This is a genomic window from Amycolatopsis sp. NPDC051102, from assembly GCF_040682815.1.
Classification (GTDB): Bacteria; Actinomycetota; Actinomycetes; order Mycobacteriales; family Pseudonocardiaceae; genus Amycolatopsis.
The window spans coordinates 821,558-836,855 of sequence record NZ_JBFBBT010000002.1 but is presented as its reverse complement, the minus strand read 5'-3'; the positions used below and the strand labels follow the sequence as shown (position 1 = coordinate 836,855).

Annotated in this window: 12 protein-coding genes; 1 reads left to right on the top strand and 11 read right to left on the bottom strand. The window is 72.2% G+C overall.

Annotation, left to right across the window (positions count from 1 at the left end):
- Window positions 1-19: 19 nt before the first annotated feature.
- The 6 genes from AB0M93_RS09845 to AB0M93_RS09820 all read right to left on the bottom strand — a co-directional run bounded on the left by AB0M93_RS09845 (window position 20) and on the right by AB0M93_RS09820 (window position 6,798).
- A complete protein-coding gene (locus tag AB0M93_RS09845) occupies window positions 20-1,414 on the bottom strand; it encodes an MFS transporter (protein ID WP_364270366.1) in 1,395 nt (464 codons plus the stop codon).
- Window positions 1,415-1,526: 112 nt separating this feature from the next.
- The gene (locus tag AB0M93_RS09840) at window positions 1,527-2,321 is read right to left on the bottom strand and encodes an IclR family transcriptional regulator (RefSeq protein ID WP_364270363.1); all 795 of its coding nucleotides are present in this window, start codon (window positions 2,319-2,321) and stop codon (window positions 1,527-1,529) included.
- A gap of 202 nt (window positions 2,322-2,523) precedes the next feature.
- Complete coding sequence (locus AB0M93_RS09835; protein WP_364270360.1) at window positions 2,524-2,985, bottom strand: OsmC family protein; 462 nt, start codon at window positions 2,983-2,985, stop codon at window positions 2,524-2,526.
- Entirely contained in the window at window positions 2,982-3,617 is a 636-nt protein-coding gene (locus AB0M93_RS09830) for a GntR family transcriptional regulator (protein ID WP_364270357.1), read from the bottom strand. The genes AB0M93_RS09835 and AB0M93_RS09830 overlap by 4 nt, the downstream gene beginning before the upstream one ends.
- 50 nt (window positions 3,618-3,667) lie before the next feature.
- On the bottom strand, window positions 3,668-4,678 hold the full coding sequence (locus AB0M93_RS09825; RefSeq protein WP_364270354.1) for an SMP-30/gluconolactonase/LRE family protein: 1,011 nt from the start codon (window positions 4,676-4,678) through the stop codon (window positions 3,668-3,670).
- Between the two features lie 62 nt (window positions 4,679-4,740).
- Window positions 4,741-6,798 carry a PQQ-dependent sugar dehydrogenase gene (locus AB0M93_RS09820; RefSeq protein ID WP_364270351.1) on the bottom strand — a complete coding sequence of 686 codons (2,058 nt, stop codon included), beginning with the start codon at window positions 6,796-6,798 and terminating at the stop codon, window positions 4,741-4,743.
- Between the two features lie 635 nt (window positions 6,799-7,433).
- On the opposite strand from AB0M93_RS09820, the gene AB0M93_RS09815 reads away from it, so the two are divergent.
- Window positions 7,434-8,795, top strand: a complete 1,362-nt coding sequence (locus tag AB0M93_RS09815; protein ID WP_364270348.1) for a beta-1,3-glucanase family protein — start codon at window positions 7,434-7,436, stop codon at window positions 8,793-8,795.
- 59 nt (window positions 8,796-8,854) lie between these two features.
- On the opposite strand, the gene AB0M93_RS09810 is transcribed toward AB0M93_RS09815, so the two are convergent.
- The 5 genes from AB0M93_RS09810 to AB0M93_RS09790 form a co-directional block, all read right to left on the bottom strand.
- The gene (locus tag AB0M93_RS09810) at window positions 8,855-10,813 is read right to left on the bottom strand and encodes a hypothetical protein (RefSeq protein WP_364270345.1); all 1,959 of its coding nucleotides are present in this window, start codon (window positions 10,811-10,813) and stop codon (window positions 8,855-8,857) included.
- 51 nt (window positions 10,814-10,864) lie between these two features.
- Window positions 10,865-11,350: a hypothetical protein gene (locus AB0M93_RS09805; protein WP_364270342.1), complete on the bottom strand. Its 486-nt coding sequence runs from the start codon at window positions 11,348-11,350 to the stop codon at window positions 10,865-10,867.
- 244 nt (window positions 11,351-11,594) lie between these two features.
- Window positions 11,595-13,196 (bottom strand): hypothetical protein, encoded by a 1,602-nt coding sequence (locus tag AB0M93_RS09800; protein WP_364270339.1) that lies wholly within the window; start codon window positions 13,194-13,196, stop codon window positions 11,595-11,597.
- A gap of 390 nt (window positions 13,197-13,586) precedes the next feature.
- Window positions 13,587-14,534 carry an SDR family NAD(P)-dependent oxidoreductase gene (locus AB0M93_RS09795; protein WP_364270336.1) on the bottom strand — a complete coding sequence of 316 codons (948 nt, stop codon included), beginning with the start codon at window positions 14,532-14,534 and terminating at the stop codon, window positions 13,587-13,589.
- Window positions 14,519-15,205, bottom strand: coding sequence for an alpha/beta hydrolase (locus AB0M93_RS09790; protein WP_364270333.1), 687 nt, complete (start codon window positions 15,203-15,205; stop codon window positions 14,519-14,521). Before AB0M93_RS09790 ends, AB0M93_RS09795 begins: the two co-directional genes overlap by 16 nt.
- Between the last annotated feature and the right edge of the window lie 93 nt (window positions 15,206-15,298).

Below are 15,298 nucleotides of genomic sequence, written 5' to 3'. Positions count from 1 at the left end.
CGCAGGACGGCCATGGGCGTCATCGACGCAGCGGCGCGGCTTCGTCGTTGACGCTCTCCAGCCGCCGGCCGGTGGTGCGCGGGCCGAGTACCGCGACGTCCGCCGCGACCACCACCATCGCGGCCGCCACGACCAGGAACAGCGCCGTCGGGCCGTGCGAGTTCAGCAGCGGCACCAGCACGAACGGCATCGCGCCGCTGGCCAGCCGCGACAGCGAGTAGGTGCCGCTCGCGGCCGTCGAACGCAGCGCCGTCGGGAAGATCTCGGCCTGGTAGATGTGGAAGGCGTTCGAGAACAGGTTGCTGGTCGCCGTGTACAGGAAGCCGAACACGAGGATCAGCGCCATCGAACCCGCGTAGCCGAACGCGATGCCGAACACCGCCATCGCCAGCACCGAACCGACCACCAGGTACTTGCGCTCGACGCGTTCCACGATCGGCAGCGACAGCGCCGAGCCGACCGGGTAGCCGAGGTAGGTCAGGGCGGCGAACAGCAGCGACTGCGAAACGGCGTACCCCTTGGCCGCCAGCACCAGCGGCACCAGCGTGCCGAAGCCGTAGTAGCCGAGGGTCTGCAGGATGTGGAAGACGACCATCATCCCGGTGCGGCGGCGCATCCCCCGGTCGAACAGTTCGCGAACGGGCGCGGCGGCGCGCTTGCGGGTGGTGCCGCGCGGCGGGGCGAAGTTCTCGTTGACGCCGCCGCGAGCCTCGGCTTCGAGGCCGGCCACCAGGTGCTCGCCCTCTTCGGTGCGGCCGACGGACTCCAGCCACCGCGGCGACTCCGGCAGGCCGCGCCGGAGCAGGAACACCGCGCCGGCGCCCAGCGCGCCGAGCACGAACAGCCAGCGCCAGCCCGCGATGCCGAAGATCTCGTGCTCGGTGAGCCCGCGGGCGAGGAAGCCGACGACCGGGAAGCCGCAGAAGGCGAGCGTGTACGCCCAGGCGATGAACCGGCCGCGCTTTCGAGCCGGGAGCAGGTCGGTGAGGTAGGTGTCGGCCAGCGGCGGCTCCGCGCCGAGGCCGATGCCCGCGAAGAACCGCGTCGCCAGCAGCATCAGCGCGCTGCCGCTGAACGCGCCGAGCAGCGAGAAGAACGAGTACAGCCCGAGGTTGAGCAGGAAGGCGCCGCGGCGGCCGAACCGGTCGGCGAGCCGGCCGAGCAGCAGGGCGCCGAAGAACATGCCCACGAACGTCGACGCCAGCAGCGGCGGCAGATCCGCCTTGGTCAGCTTGAACTCCTGGACGAGCACGGAGCTGAGCACACCGGTGAGGAAGACCTCGTAGAAGTCGAAGAACAGCCCGAGCCCGACGGCGACGGTGGCCCGGCGGTGCGTGCGGGTGATCGGCAGCCGGTCGAGCCGGCCCGCGATCGTGCCGGTGTCCGGCACGGCGGCGTCGGGCGTGTTCGCCATCCCTCGTCTCCTTTGACTCGCCACTATGTGGTTCGTCAACCCATGATGTGACCGCTGGAGAGCGGCGTCAAGGGCACGGCTCCGCCCCGGCACGGCGCGAACGCCGGATGGATCAGAGCGCGGCGACGCGCTCCACGCCCGGCCGGTACCCCAGCCGCTCCGACGCCCGCCGCCCCGCTTCGACGACGATCGGCGCCAGCCTCGGCACGTCCGCCGGCGTCATGCGCTGGGTGGGTGCACCGATCCCGATCGCCGCGCTGACTTCGCCGTTCAGGCCGAACACCGGCGCGCTCAACGACGCCGCGCCGAGGTCGCGTTCCTCGAAGCTCACCGCGTAGCCCGCCTCGCGGATCTGCTCGAGCTGTTCGGAAAGCAGGTCGATGTCGACGACCGTGCGCGAGGTGAAGCGCGCCAGGCCGTGCCCGATGGCGTCCTTGACGGCGAGCTTGTCCCACGCCAGGAACACCTTGCCGGCCGAGCCCGCGTGCAGCGGCATCACCATGCCGACGACGAACAGCCGGACCACCGGGTGGCGGGACTCCGCCAGCGAGATCACCGTGCGGTGGGCGCCGTCGCGGACGTACAGGCACGCGGTCTCGCCCGTTTCGTCGCGCAGCTGCTGCAGTGCCGGCCGGGTCAGCCGGACCAGGTCGAGGCCGAACGTGCCGGGTGCCGCCCAGCGGACCAGGCCGAGCCCGACGCGGTAGGTGTCGTCGTAGCGGTCGAGGAAACCCTCGCGCACCAGGTTGTGCACCAGCCGCTGGCAGGTGCTGGCGGGCAGCCCGGTCGACCGGGTGATCTGCTGCAGCGTCAGCTCGGGGTTGTCGATCGTGAACGACTCGAGGATCTGCTTGAACTTGCGCAGCACCAGCACCGGCGTCGTGCCGCTGCGTTCTTCCTCTGCCATCGCCTCGCCCCGTGCCCGTGGTGTGCCGCCCAGTCTATCCGCGGCGCACACTGTTGACGGCGCGACACACGCCCGCATTCTGAGTTTGCGACTCATATCGTGGCTTGGAGTCGGGCACCGGCTGGGGCCGCGCCGGCCGCGATCCCCGCGGTCCCGGCGGCGCTCCGCTGACGCTGGGCTTCGACTCCCGGGCGCAGCGCGCTCACGAACTGAAGGTGACCGGCTCGTGCCGGACGGGGAAGTTCACCGAGTTGGCGATGAAGCACCCGTCGTGCGCCTGCTTGTGCAGCGCTTCGACGCGCTCGGCCGTGGCCGGGGCGGCGACGGTCACCTCGGGGCGCAGCACGACCTCGGTGAACCGGCCGCTGTGGCCCGGTTCCTCCCGCATGACACCGCCGGCGGCGTCCACGTAGCCGGTCACGACGACGCCGGCCCGCGCGCACAGCGACAGGAAGGTGAGCATGTGGCACTCCGCGAGGGAAGCGACCAGCAGTTCCTCCGGGTTCCACCGCTCGGGCGTGCCGCGGAACGCGGGGTCGGCGCTGCCCTTCAGGACCGGCTTGCCCTCGACGAGCACGTCGTGGTCGCGCCCGTAGCCGCGGTAGCCGGCCCCGGTGTCCCCGCTCCAGCGGACCGTGACCCGGTAGTCGTGCTGCTTGCTCATGCTTCTTCTCCTTGCCCGGCGAGGACGGACATCGTGGCCAGGACGTGTTCCCGCGCGTGGGTGGCGGCCGCCTGCGGATCGCCGCCGGTGATGGCTTCGAGCAACCGGCGGTGTTCGTCGTCCACCAGGACCGGCCGGGCCGGCGCGGTCAGCGAGACCCGCGTGGTGACGACGATCTGGTCCCAGATCCGGTCCAGCACCTCCCGTGCCGCCGGGTTGTCCGCCAGCGTGGCGATGTACTGGTGGAACGCCCGGTTGTGCCGGACACCCGCGGCCAGATCCCCGTGCCGCGTGGCCTGATCGGCCAGCTCGGCGTGCTCGGCGAGCCGGGCGAGGTTCGCCGGGGACAGCTCGCCGTCCCGCTGCCGGCGTGCGGCCAGCTCTGCGGTCAGCGCCTCCAGGGCGGCGCGCACGAGGTAAGCGTCCCGCAACGCCTTGGCGTCCAGCTCGACCACCGTCACACCGCGCCGCGCGGCCCGCACCAGGCCGTCGCTCTCGAGGCGCCGCAAGGCCTCCCGGACCGGCGTGCGGCTGACGCCGAGCCGTTCGCACAGCTCCAGCTCGGTCACCGGCCGCCCGGCGGGGTAGGTGCCGAGCACGATCAGGCTGCGGACTTCGTCGTAGACCTCCATAGGATGCAATGTATACAAAGAATACGGTGGACGGAAGAGTGCGGCTCCGGTCAGTAGGGGTTGCCAGGCACGCCGAGGTGCGTCTGGTAGAGGCCGAACCCGCCGCCGGACACTCCCGAGGTGATGTACAGCGTCTGCCCGTCCGGTCCGCCGAACGCCGCGTTCGTGCTGGGGCGGCCGGCGGAGATCGTGCCGAGCTGGGCGCCCGACGGGGAGTAGACGTGGACGAGCCCTTCGGAGTTGGAGACCCAGTACAGGTTGCCCGCGCAGTCGACGGTCGCGCCGTCGGGGGTGCGGATGGTCGCGAACGTCGTGCGGTTGCCCGTGGTGCCGTCGGGGAAGACGGTGTACTTCATGATCACGTCGCCGCCGGTGGCGCCCACGTAGAGCGTCTTGCCGTCGGGGGACAGGACGATGCCGTTCGGCTGCCGCAGCGTGTCGTCGACGAGGCTGACCACACCGTCGTGGACGCGGAACACGCTGGTCCGGCCGCCTTGCTCGTCGGCGCGATTGCCCCGCTGGTAATCGGGGTCGGTGAAGTAGGTCGTGCCGTCCGCGCCGATGGTCAGGTCGTTCGGCGAGTTGAACGCCCGGCCCAGGTAGCCGGCGGCGACGGTCGTCCGGCTGCGGTCGGCCAGGCTGTAGGCGGAAACCGTGCGGTTGTCGTGGGTGGCCGCGAGCACCCGCGTGCCGTCGGCGGTGATCGCCAGGCCGTTGCTGCCGGAGCCGGCGATGAACGTGTCGAAGCCGGCCGGCGGCGTGTACCGGACCACGGACGACGGCTGCACGCCTTGCAGGCCCGTGGGGTTCTGCATGTCCGACATCAGCAGGGTGCCCGTGCGCCGGTCCCAGGTGGGCCCCTCGAGGAAGGTGAACCCGCCCCGGATGAGCTGGGCCGTCACCGTCCGGCCCGGCAACGGCGGACCGTAGGTCGCCCCCGGGGTGCACGGTGCGGCCGTGGTGGTGCCGGACGCCGCCGGCGCCACCACGCCCGCGACGACGATCGCGGCCGCCGAAACCGTCCACATGCGACGGTGACGCGGCGTCCTGCGCTGAGCCATCACGGCTCTCCTTTCGTGAGCGGACCGGCCGCGGGCCGGGAAGACCGGCCCGCGGCGGCGGTTCAGCGGCCGAGCTCGACCTTGAGGATGCTTTCGTTGCTGTTGTTCGGGATGCTGTCCTTGTCGCCGTAGTTCGTGGTGGTCAGCCACAGCCCGCCGTCGGCGGACGGTTCCACGGTGCGCAGCCGCCCGTACGTGCCGTTGAGGTACTGCTGGACGTCGGTGAGGCTGTCGCCCGAGATTTCGGCCCGGTACAGCCGCGTCCCGCGCTCGCAGGCGATGTAGAGACCGGTGCGGACCACGGCGATGCCGCTGCACGACCCCTCGGCGACGGGGTAGGTGTGCTTGGGGGCGATGAAGCCGGCTTGCCCGCAGTCGCCGGTGGTGCCCTCGCAGGCGGGCCACCCGTAGTTGCCGCCGCGGACGATCAGGTTGGTCTCGTCCATGACGGAGTTGCCGAACTCCTGCTCCCAGAGGCGGCCCTGTGCGTCGAAGGCCAGGCCTTGCGGGTTGCGGTGGCCGTAGCTCCACACCGGCGTGCCGAAGGGGTTGTCCGAGGGGATGCTGCCGTCGGGGTTGATGCGCAGGACCTTGCCGGCGAGGACGGTGAGGTCCTGGGCCCACGCGCTGTTCTGGCCGTCGCCGGTCGAGATGTAGAGCTTGCCGTCGGGCCCGAAGCGCAGCCGGCCGCCGTTGTGGTACTTGTTGCGCGGGATGCCGGTGAGCAGTACCTCCGGGGTGCCGGTGAGCACGCCGCCGGTGTAGCGGATGCGCACCACCCGGTTGTCGGTCGAAGTCGTGTGCATGACGTACAGCCACGGATCGCTCGCGAAGCCGGCGGCCACGGCGATGCCGAGGACCCCGCCCTCGCCGTCGGTCCCGGCCACGTCCGGCATCCGTCCGACGACGGTCTTCGTGCCGGTGGCGGGGTCGAGGCGGACGATTTCGAAGGTGTCGCGGCGGCTGTAGAGCACCTGTCCGTCGGGCAGGGTGGTCAGTCCCCAGGGCAGGTCGGTCTCGGTGGTGACCCGGGTGACCGAGCACAAAGCCGTGGCGCAGGCGGAGCCCGTGGTGACCGCGATCGGCGTGCTCGCGGCCGATCGGTTGCCCTGGGCGTCGCGCGCCCGCACCTGGTACTGGTAAAGGGTGTTGGCGCTCAGGGCGCTGTCGGTGAACGACGTCGAAGCGGCGCCGCTGGTCGAGCCGGCGACAGCGCCGTCGCGGAGCACCTCGTAGCCCGTGACGCCGACGTTGTCGGTGGCCGCCGTCCAGCGCACGGTCACCGTGGTGCCCGACGCGGTCGCCGTCACGCCGGTGGGGGTGGTGGGCGGCTCGGTGTCGGCCTGGCACTGCGGCACGGCGATGGTGACCGTGGTACTGGCCTGGGAGACGTTGCCCGCGGCGTCCCGGGCGTTGACGTACAGACCCCAGGTGGCCCCGGGCACGACGGTCAGCTCCGCCGACAGCGCCGTGCCCGGCACCGAGGTCATGAGCTGGCCGTCGTGGTAGACGTCGTAGAAGGCCACCCCGACGTCGTCGGTCGACGCCGTCCACGAGAGCACCACCCCGGTGCACGTGAGGTTCGAGGTGCGGGGGTCGCCCGGCACGGTCGGTGGCGTGGTGTCGGCGGGGAGCTTGACCAGCTGCCACCGCTGGCTGGCGCCGCCGGTGTCGGGCAGCTGGACGACCCGCGCGCCGTCGGTCGTGGCGGAGTTCAGCACGTCCACGGCCTTGCCGCTGGCCCGGTTCAGCAGGCGCACGTCGCCGCCGGCGGAATCGGCCAGCCGGAATTGCCGGCCGGAGCGGCCGTCGTCGGTGCTCTGCACCAGGCCCGCGCGGTCGGCGGTGGAGGGGAAACCGAGCACCTTGCCGCTGAGCTTGGACTTGATGCGGTAGCTGCCGCCGCCGGAATCGACGAACTGCCACTGCTGCGCGGCGCGGTTGTCGCGCGTGCGCTGGGTGATCCGGGCGCCCTCGTAGGTCGCGTCGCCGGCCACTTCCAGTGCCTTGCCGCTGTTGCGGTTGACCAGGACGTACGCGGCGGCCGGGTCCACGGTGGCGGCCGAGGCCGCCGGGGACGGGAGCACGACGCCCAGGGCCGCCAGCACGGCTGTGCCCATCACTCGGAGGCCCGTGCGATTCCTTCTCGCGGTAGCTCGCATGGTGTTCCTCTCTCACGGAATGCGAGACAGCTTCGCTTGTCAGCACCGGCGGAAACGGCCGGCAGCACGCCGGGAACGATGCCGCAAGGCGTGGGATACGCGTGACTGGGAGCGCTCCCAGTCAAGGTAGCGCAAATTCTTCGCCGCCGACAAGACCGGTGAGCGGATATCCAACCACCTCGCGCCGGTGGCTCGGCTCAGCCCGGTACCTACCCGGCTGAGGCGGCCGGAGCGTCGCCCGGCGTCCGGCGTTCGCGGCCGGGGGCTCGTGGTGCGCGCAGGGTGGCCTCGGAGGGGGTCGGCGAAGGGACCCGGGCGGAAACGGCGCTGCTGAGCATGGCTGACTCCTGGCGAGCCGGCCCCTGAGCGGGTGGCGGCGCCACGCAGAGGATCGAGGTGAAACCGGTTCCGAGGATCGCCGCGCGGCGCCGGTCTGTCAAGGGTTGACAGGGCGGGGGTGGTGGTATGAACCTTTTCACCGATCGTCCCAGCCGGCCCTCGTGGGCATCCGCCCGGCGTTCAGGCGACGAGCCGGATCACGCCGTGCCCTGGCCGGGCGGCGGGTCCGCCCACGTCCCAGCCAGGGAGAAACGATGTTCACGAACGCCCCGCCGCGGCGCCGTCGCCGCGGACCCGGTACCCGCTCGGCGATCCTGGCGGCGGCCCTCGCGGTCGCCGCGCTCGGCTTCGCCGTCCCCTCGGCGGCCGCCGCCGACACACTGATTTCCCAGGGCAAATCCGTCACCGCGTCGTCGGTCGAGAACGCCGGCACCCCGGCGACGGCCGCGGTGGACGGCAACACCGGCACGCGCTGGTCGTCGCAGTTCGCCGATCCACAGTGGATCCGGATCGACCTCGGCGGTGCGGCGACCGTCAGCCAGGTCGTGCTGCGCTGGGAGGCGGCCTACGCCACGGCCTACCAGATCCAGTTGTCCGGCAACGGATCCGACTGGTCCACTGTGTACCAGACGACGACCGGGACCGGTGGTGTGCAGACCCTGAACGTCACCGGCTCCGGCCGGTACGTGCGGTTGTCCACGACCGCGCGGGCCACCGCCTACGGCGTCTCGCTGTGGGAGTTCCAGGTCTTCGGCACCGGCGGCGGGACCACGCAGCCCGGCGCCGGCGTCCCGCCCGATTCGTTCTGGGGCGACACGAGCACCATCCCGGCCGCGCGGAACGTGCTCACGGTCAAGGTGCTCAACCGGACGAACGGCAAGTACCCGGACAGCCAGGTGTACTGGAACTTCGGCGGCCAGACCCACTCGATCGCCGAGCAGCCCTACATCGACATGCCGGCCAACTCGGCCGGCCGGATGTACTTCTACCTGGGCACGCCGAACGGCCAGTACGCCGACTTCATCGAGTTCACCGTCGGCCCGGACGTCTTCAACGGCAACACCACCCGGGTGGACGCGTTCGCGCTGAAGCTCGCCATGCGGCTGCACGCGCACGACGGCTACGACGTGCAGGTCGGCGACGACTACCCGACGTTCCAGGAGGACCGCTCGGCCACGTTCGCCAAGTTCCAGGCCGAGGTGCCCGCCGAGTTCAAGGGCCTGGCGACGGTGAACGCGCCGTACCGGATCCCGGCTCCGGGCAGCGCTCCCGACTTCCGCGCCGGCGGCCGGTACGCGAACTACTTCACCGCCTACGCCCAGTCGGTGGGGGTCAACGAGCCCACGTCGAACATCACCGGGTGCGCCGGGTCGCTGGCCGGCAACCCCGACATGTGCGCGGCGCTGAACCGGCACACGGCCGACCTGCCGCAGTCGCAGTGGCAGGACCCGTCGCGCTACTACCAGGCGGCGCCGGCGAACTACTACGCGAAGTTCTGGCACGACCACGGCATCAACCACCTCGCGTACGGCTTCCCGTACGACGACGTGGCCGGCCAGTCCTCGTTCGTCTCGCACGGGGACCCGCAGTGGCTGGTGGTCGCCGTCGGCTGGTGACCTGCGCGCCCCACGGGGCGGCTCCGGTTCCGGGGCCGCCCCGTGGGCGGGACGTCAGGTCACTCCGGGGCGCGCAGGATCGGCCGGATGGCGAAGGGCCGGTAGCCGGTCAGGGCGGGCAGGTCGAAGTGGTCGAAGTCGTTCGCCCGCAGGTGCCAGCGCACCAGCCGGGTGCCGCCGCCGCGTTCGTGGTGGAACACCAGCGTCGACGGGGTTTCCCAGAACGGCGCCGCCGGGATGGCCGTGCTTGTGTCGCAGCCTTCGGGGAGCGGCTGCTCCTGCGGTTCGCCTGCGCCGGCGTCCAGCAGCCAGGCCGACGGCGGGTCGTACCGGAACGCGTACAGCTGCCGGCCGCCGGGGGCGAGTTCGTAGCGGCGTCCGGCCGGCACCGCGATCCGGTCCCCGTCCGGGGTGCGCCAGATCGTCTGCCCGCCATCGGTTGCCAGGGTGGCGCCCGAGAGGGGATCCACCTGCTGGAGATCGGCGGTCAGCGGTTCCGGATCGGTGCCCGGGCGCCAGCGGAACGCGCGGCTGCCGGCGTGGAAGCCCTGCCGGTAGTACACCGTGCCGTCGTGGACGCCCAGGACCTGGCGGGTCAGCTCGTCGGCCGGGGGCAGGCTCGCGACTTCGCCGGTGACCAGGTCCAGCAGGTGCGGCCGGTCCCACGAGCGGCGGCCGACGTGGAGTTCGGTCCCGGCGAGGAACCGCCCGTCGGCGCTGCGCACCGGGTGGGTGCCCAGGTCGACGGGCAGCCGCTCGACGGTTCCGTCCCACCGCACCAGCACTCCCGGGCCGGACGAGGTGGCCACCGCGATCCCGGTGCGCGTCTCGTACGCGCGGTAGCGGTACTGGTCGGGGACGTGGCCGAGGACCACGGGACCGTCCAGTCGCCACACGACGACGTCGCCGTTGCCGCCGATCACGCCGGCGCGCGGTGGTGCACCCGCGAACGTGACCGGGTTCGCCGCCCGCACCGGCCGCCGCACCGCGGCCACGGGGACCGACGATGACGGCAGCGGCCGGCGGGGCCGCGCCACGATCCCGCCGTCGACCGGCTCGACGTACCGGGTGGCGGCGTAGGCGAGCAGCCCGGGAACGTCGCCGGCGGGAATGAGCAGCCGTTCGGCGAGGTCGTCGACCGCGGCGGGGTGGCCCCACGCGGCGACGAGGGTGAGGTCCGCGGCGACCCAGGCGTAGCGGGCGTGGGCGGCGGCCTGCTCGACCTGGGTGGCGAGCCGGCCGGGCAGGTCGAGGCGGTCGGCCGCGGAGGGCGCCCGCTCGGCCGGCCGGTGCCGGGTGCCGTCGGGAACGAGCACACCGGCCGCGACGAGCAGTTCGATGGCCTCGCGGGGCGACTGCGGCGGTGTGACGCCGAGCTGCGCGCAGATCGCCGCGTCCGGCGGGTCACCGCGCAGCGGCTCGTCGAGCCACGACTCCGGCCGCGGCGGCCCGTAGCCGGCGGCGAAGTAGGCCACCTCCATCACCGGGTAGCCCAGGACCAGCTGCCAGCCGGGATCCGGGGCATCGACCGCCGGCCGCGTCCGCTTCACCCAGCGCGGCAACCCCGGATCGCCGTCGCAGGGCCAGAACTGGAGCAGCCAGACGTCGCCTTCTTCCCCGGCCGCGGCCGCGCGACGGGCCACCCGGGCTCGGAACAGCCCGCGCCGGCCCAGGTCGAGAGTGCCCTCGTACTCGCCGCCGGTGAGGCTGGCGAAGGCGAGCCGGCCGCTGCGGCTGTGGAACGGCGTCTCGACGACGTCCTCCCATTCGGCGAGGACGACCGGCGGCGGCTCGTCGTGGGCTTCCAGCCGCACCGCCTGGTACGGGTCGCCGGCGCGCCCGTGGACCCAGCCGTCCCCGGCGGTGGCGATCGTGCCGGACAACGCGTCGGTCGCCAGCTCACCGAGCAGCTCGTTGCCCCACGGCTCGGCCGCGTCGGAGACGTGGCGATCGCGGATCACCAGCACGCCGTGGTCGGGCAGGTATTCGTCGTCTTCGAGAACCCCCAGAAGCGTCACGGCCCCAAGGTATCGGCCGGCACCGACAGAAAGCGCGGCCGCCCACGGCTGTCACGGCCGGCGAGCGACCTGGATTTCGACGCGGTGGCGAAGGTATTCGTCGCTCGACGTGCGGGCGATCCGCACGGCTCGGCTCACCAGGTCGTGCAGCTCGGCGGGGTACAGCCGCTCATCCAGCGGCAAGCCCGGGAGGAGGCACCGCCGGACGTCGAGGTCGGTCTCGGTGACGAATCGGCGCAGGGCGATCCGGCGGTACCGCTCGCGCAGGTCGCCGTACGCCTCGTACTCGGCGACGCTGTCGGCCGTGGGGGTGTTGGAGCCACGGTCGTAGGTGGGGTGGGGCTGGGCCCAGTACCAGGCCCGTGCGGCGCCCGCGATGTCGGAAGTGACATCGGAATCGAGGTAGGCGAGAAGAGCGAGTTGCACGCGACGGCGACCGAAGGCCGCAACGGCGGGTTCGACGAGCTGCCGGTTGAAGCTCGGGTTCGGTTCGTGAACCGCGGCACGCAGCAACGGCTCGAACCACTCGTCGGGCACGGGCGCCGCCTCTTGGCGCGGCGTTTCACCGTGGTGCCGACCGACCTGCGGGCCCGGTGCTGCCACATCGGCTCGTCCGTGTCCGGGCGCTCGGCGCCGACCAGGTCGAGCAGCTCCAGCAGCAGTGACCGATAGGCCGCCGAGCGGTCGACCGTGCGCCCCGGGAGCGGACGGAACAGGCGCGGCGTTTCGTCGTTCGATGTCACAAGCAGCAAGGGTATCGAGCGGCGGCGGATCGACGTCGTCACAGTGTCGCGCTGTGCCGCAGGTGCGGTGGCAAGCCGAGCCACCACGCCGCTGCAGTGCGTACGTTGCCCGGCAGTGCCTGGTTCGCGGCTGCCGTGCGGAGCAATTCGTCGTTGTGGTGGATTCCGAAGGCGTAGATGAGCCGGTCGAGGACGCTGGCGTCGCTGGCCGCGGAACCGCGGACCCGGTCGTTCGAGTATCGCGAGAACGCCGTGCGGTAGAACGTGACTGTGCTTCGGCCGCCGATGTGGCCGAGCGTGTAGGCGGCCATGTCGTGGATCTCGGCAGGCATGTCTCGGGCGAGCAGAAGCCGTTCGACGAGTGCGCGTTGGGGCGGCCCGCCGAGCACGCGCAACGATTCGAGGATGCGGAGCGTGCGAAGCCGTTCGGTGCGACGCCGCAGCAGCGTGATCAGTTCGGTGGCCAGTGCCTCCGCGAGGTGTGGCCGGTAGGGGCTGCCATACAGCAGGAACATGGCGCACAGCCGGACGTCGAAGACCGGGTCGGCCAGCATCTCGTGCACCAGTACCGGGAGCACGGGATCCGCTGGCAGCGGGTCTTCACCGGCTGCGGTGCTCAGTACGCCGTCGCAAAGGCGGATGACGGATTCGTCCGCGGTGGCAGCCGCGGCGAGGCCGGTCGCCGTGCGGATTCGCCGGGGCAGCTGGGCGCGCAGGTCTCCGGGCAGGGCGGCGAACATGCGCGCCGCGAGCCCGGCTTCCTCCTGGTTCCCGGACAGCAGTTCGAGCAGGACGGGGATCAACGACCGGACCTGTACCTGGCTGAAGTGGCCGTACCGCAGCTTCTTGACGCTGGTCAGCAGGGCTCCGTAGAAGGTGCGGATCGTGGCGGGGTCGGTGACGTGCCGGACGACCGAGGTGCTGGCCGCCGGGTGCGAGCTGGCCGTGAACACCGACAGGTGGCCGATCATGCTCTGCGCCGAGTTGTCGTCGGCCGCGGCGGTGGCGGTGGAGATCGCGGGTTGCTGGCCGTCGGGGTGGGCGATGAGCCGGTGGTAGGACTCGGCCCGGACCATCCACTGCACGCCGTCGGCGATGCTCAGCTCGGTCAGCAACCGCTCGGTCAGCCGTGACCAGGTCGTGGCGGGGGAGAGCACGAGCTGAGGCCGCCGGGCGATGAGCTCGATGAGCCGGTCCCAGTCGCCGGCGGTCATCGTGTCGTCGCCGACCGCCCGGTCCACCAGCCGATCCAATCCCGGTCCGGGCACGGGCGGCCGCCGGCGCTGTGCCCAGTTCGGGATCAGCACCGAAGGCGGCGTGTGGTACCGGTACGACGTGTCCGCCGCGGCGGAAAGCAGCATGGGCGGCAAGGAAAGGGCCGTTTCGTAGCGCGCGGGCACCCAGTGCGGGATGGCGGCCTTCCCGGTTTCCCAACGCGAGAGCGTGCTGGGGGCGATGCGCTGGTCCGGAGCGAAGTTCCGCGCGAAGCCGTGGAGACTCCGCTGCGGTGAACGGGTGCCGAGTGTCCGGTTGACGCGCAGAAGCCAGCCGACACGAGCGCGCGCGGAAACCGAAGGCGGCGACGCGGCAGACCGTTCGGCCGGCCGCTTCCTGATCGGCTTCGAGGTGGTGGGCGTCATGGCGGTTCCGCAGTTTTTCGTCGGGGTCCGGAGCAGCCACCGTCTCTCGATCCGCTGCCCGTGGCAAGCCGCTGAACGGAGTGCGGGAGACGCTCGTGACATTGAGCTTGTAGCGCTTCGACGCCCGGGTGTCCAGCGTTCTTGCACGGATTTTCGGACCGGAATCGGCGTCGCCGGCCCGTGGCGCAGCGGGCTAGCTTCGGAGTTCAGCCCGGCATCGAGCGATCGCTGGGAAAGCTGTCTCGGTCCGGGAGGACATCATGGAAACCCATTTCCGGTAGGCCATCGTCTTCAGTTTCGTGGCATCGAAATCCGCATCCGCGGCGGTGTCCTATTTTCGACGCCGTACACCAGCACGATCCGGATGCATTCTTCCGAGGTGTACAACCCTCAGTCCGGCAGCTCCACCGGTTCGCCGGGCGGCGCAGGCCAGTGGCCGTGGACGCGTTCGTTCGCCGGCGCCGGGTGGTGCACCGTTCCCGGTGTCGGGCGGCGGCGTGCGCGGGTCAGTACCGCCAGCTTCAGCAGGGGTCCGACCAGGCGGTCGTACAGCCGGGGCAGGAGCCGGAATCCGGTGATGACCAGGGGGTTGCCCGGGCCGATCGGCACGGACACGTGCCGGCGCGGCCGGTCCGCCAGCCGCGTGATCGCCGCGGCCACCCGTTCCGGGGCGAGGACCGGCCACGGTGGCCGGACGGCGTGGCCGGTGTAGTTGGCCGCCTGGTAGTAGATGGGGGTGTTGATGCTGCCGGGGCTGACGATGCAGACCGACACCCCGGGCGCGTCCCGGGTTTCCTGCTGCAGGGTGCGCAGCACGGCGCGTTGTCCCCACTTCGCCACCGCGTAGGCACCCATTCGCGGCACGGTGACCGAACCCAGCAGCGAGTTGACCCCGATGAACGTCCCCGCGTGCCGGCGGCGCATGACCGGAAGCACCGCGCGGGCCAGGTGGAGGGTGCCGTGCACGGCGGTGTCGACGACGGTGGTGAACACGTCGCCCGGCATCTCCTCCACGCTGCCGTAGCCCATCACCGTCGCGGTGTGCACGACGACGTCGATGCGCCCGTGCCGGTCCAGGATCCGGGCGACGAGCCGGCCGGCCGCCGCGGGGTCGCCGATGTCCTCGGACACGGCGTCCACCGTGGCGGCGCCGGCACGTCGGCAGGCCGTTTCGGCGGCGCTGAGGGCTTCGGTGCTGCGTGAGACGAGGACGAGGTGGTCGGCGCGGGCCGCGAACGCGAGCGCCGTGGCCAAGCCGATCCCGCTGGAAGCGCCGACGACGAGCACGATCCGGCCGGGCGCGGCGCGGGTGCTCCGTGGTTTCAGGCGACTGCGCATGACTCTCCGTCCAATATCCGGCCCAGCGGGCCGCGGGGATGGGCCGGCGGCCGGCCGAGGAGGGTCGCGGTCGTGAAGGCGGCGGCCAGTCCGTCGAACACGCGGTGGCGGCGCAGCATGGCGTGACGGCCGTCGCGCACCTGGATCACGCCGACGCGCGCGGTGCGGGCGAGGCGCTGCGCGGCCGCCAGCGCCCGGCGGGGGTCGGCGACCCGGTCCGCCGTGCCGTGGACGATCAGGATCCGCTTGCCCGCGGCGTCGACGTCCCCGTCGTGGGCGTACACCCAGGGCGCCAACGCGACGACGCTGCACACGTCGTCCTCGCCGGCGCTCAGGATCGCCGCCCGGCCGCCGAGCGAGTGCCCGACCAGGCTGACCGGTGTCGAGGGCGGCAGCTGCCGCCGCAGCTGGTCCAGCGCCCACCGGACGTCGTCGACCGGGGTGCGGGCGCCGTCCCAGCCGCGGACCGAGTTCAGCAGCCGCCACACGGCCAGCTCCGCGTGGCCGGCGCGGGCGACGCGGTGGGCGACGGGGATCATGCGCAGCACCGAGGGTTGGGTGCGGCTGACCGGCGTGGCGCGCCCTCGGCTGCCGCCGCCGTGCAGCACGAGCACCGCGCCGGCCGGTGACCGGGGAATCCGGGTCGGGACGAGCCGGGCGGCAGTGCGCAAGGGAGATCCTCCTGGGTCGTGGGACGTCGAGGCGAGCCGCCGTGGGGGGGGGGGGGGTGGGGGGGGGCGCGCCCCCCCGCCCACGCGGGCGGC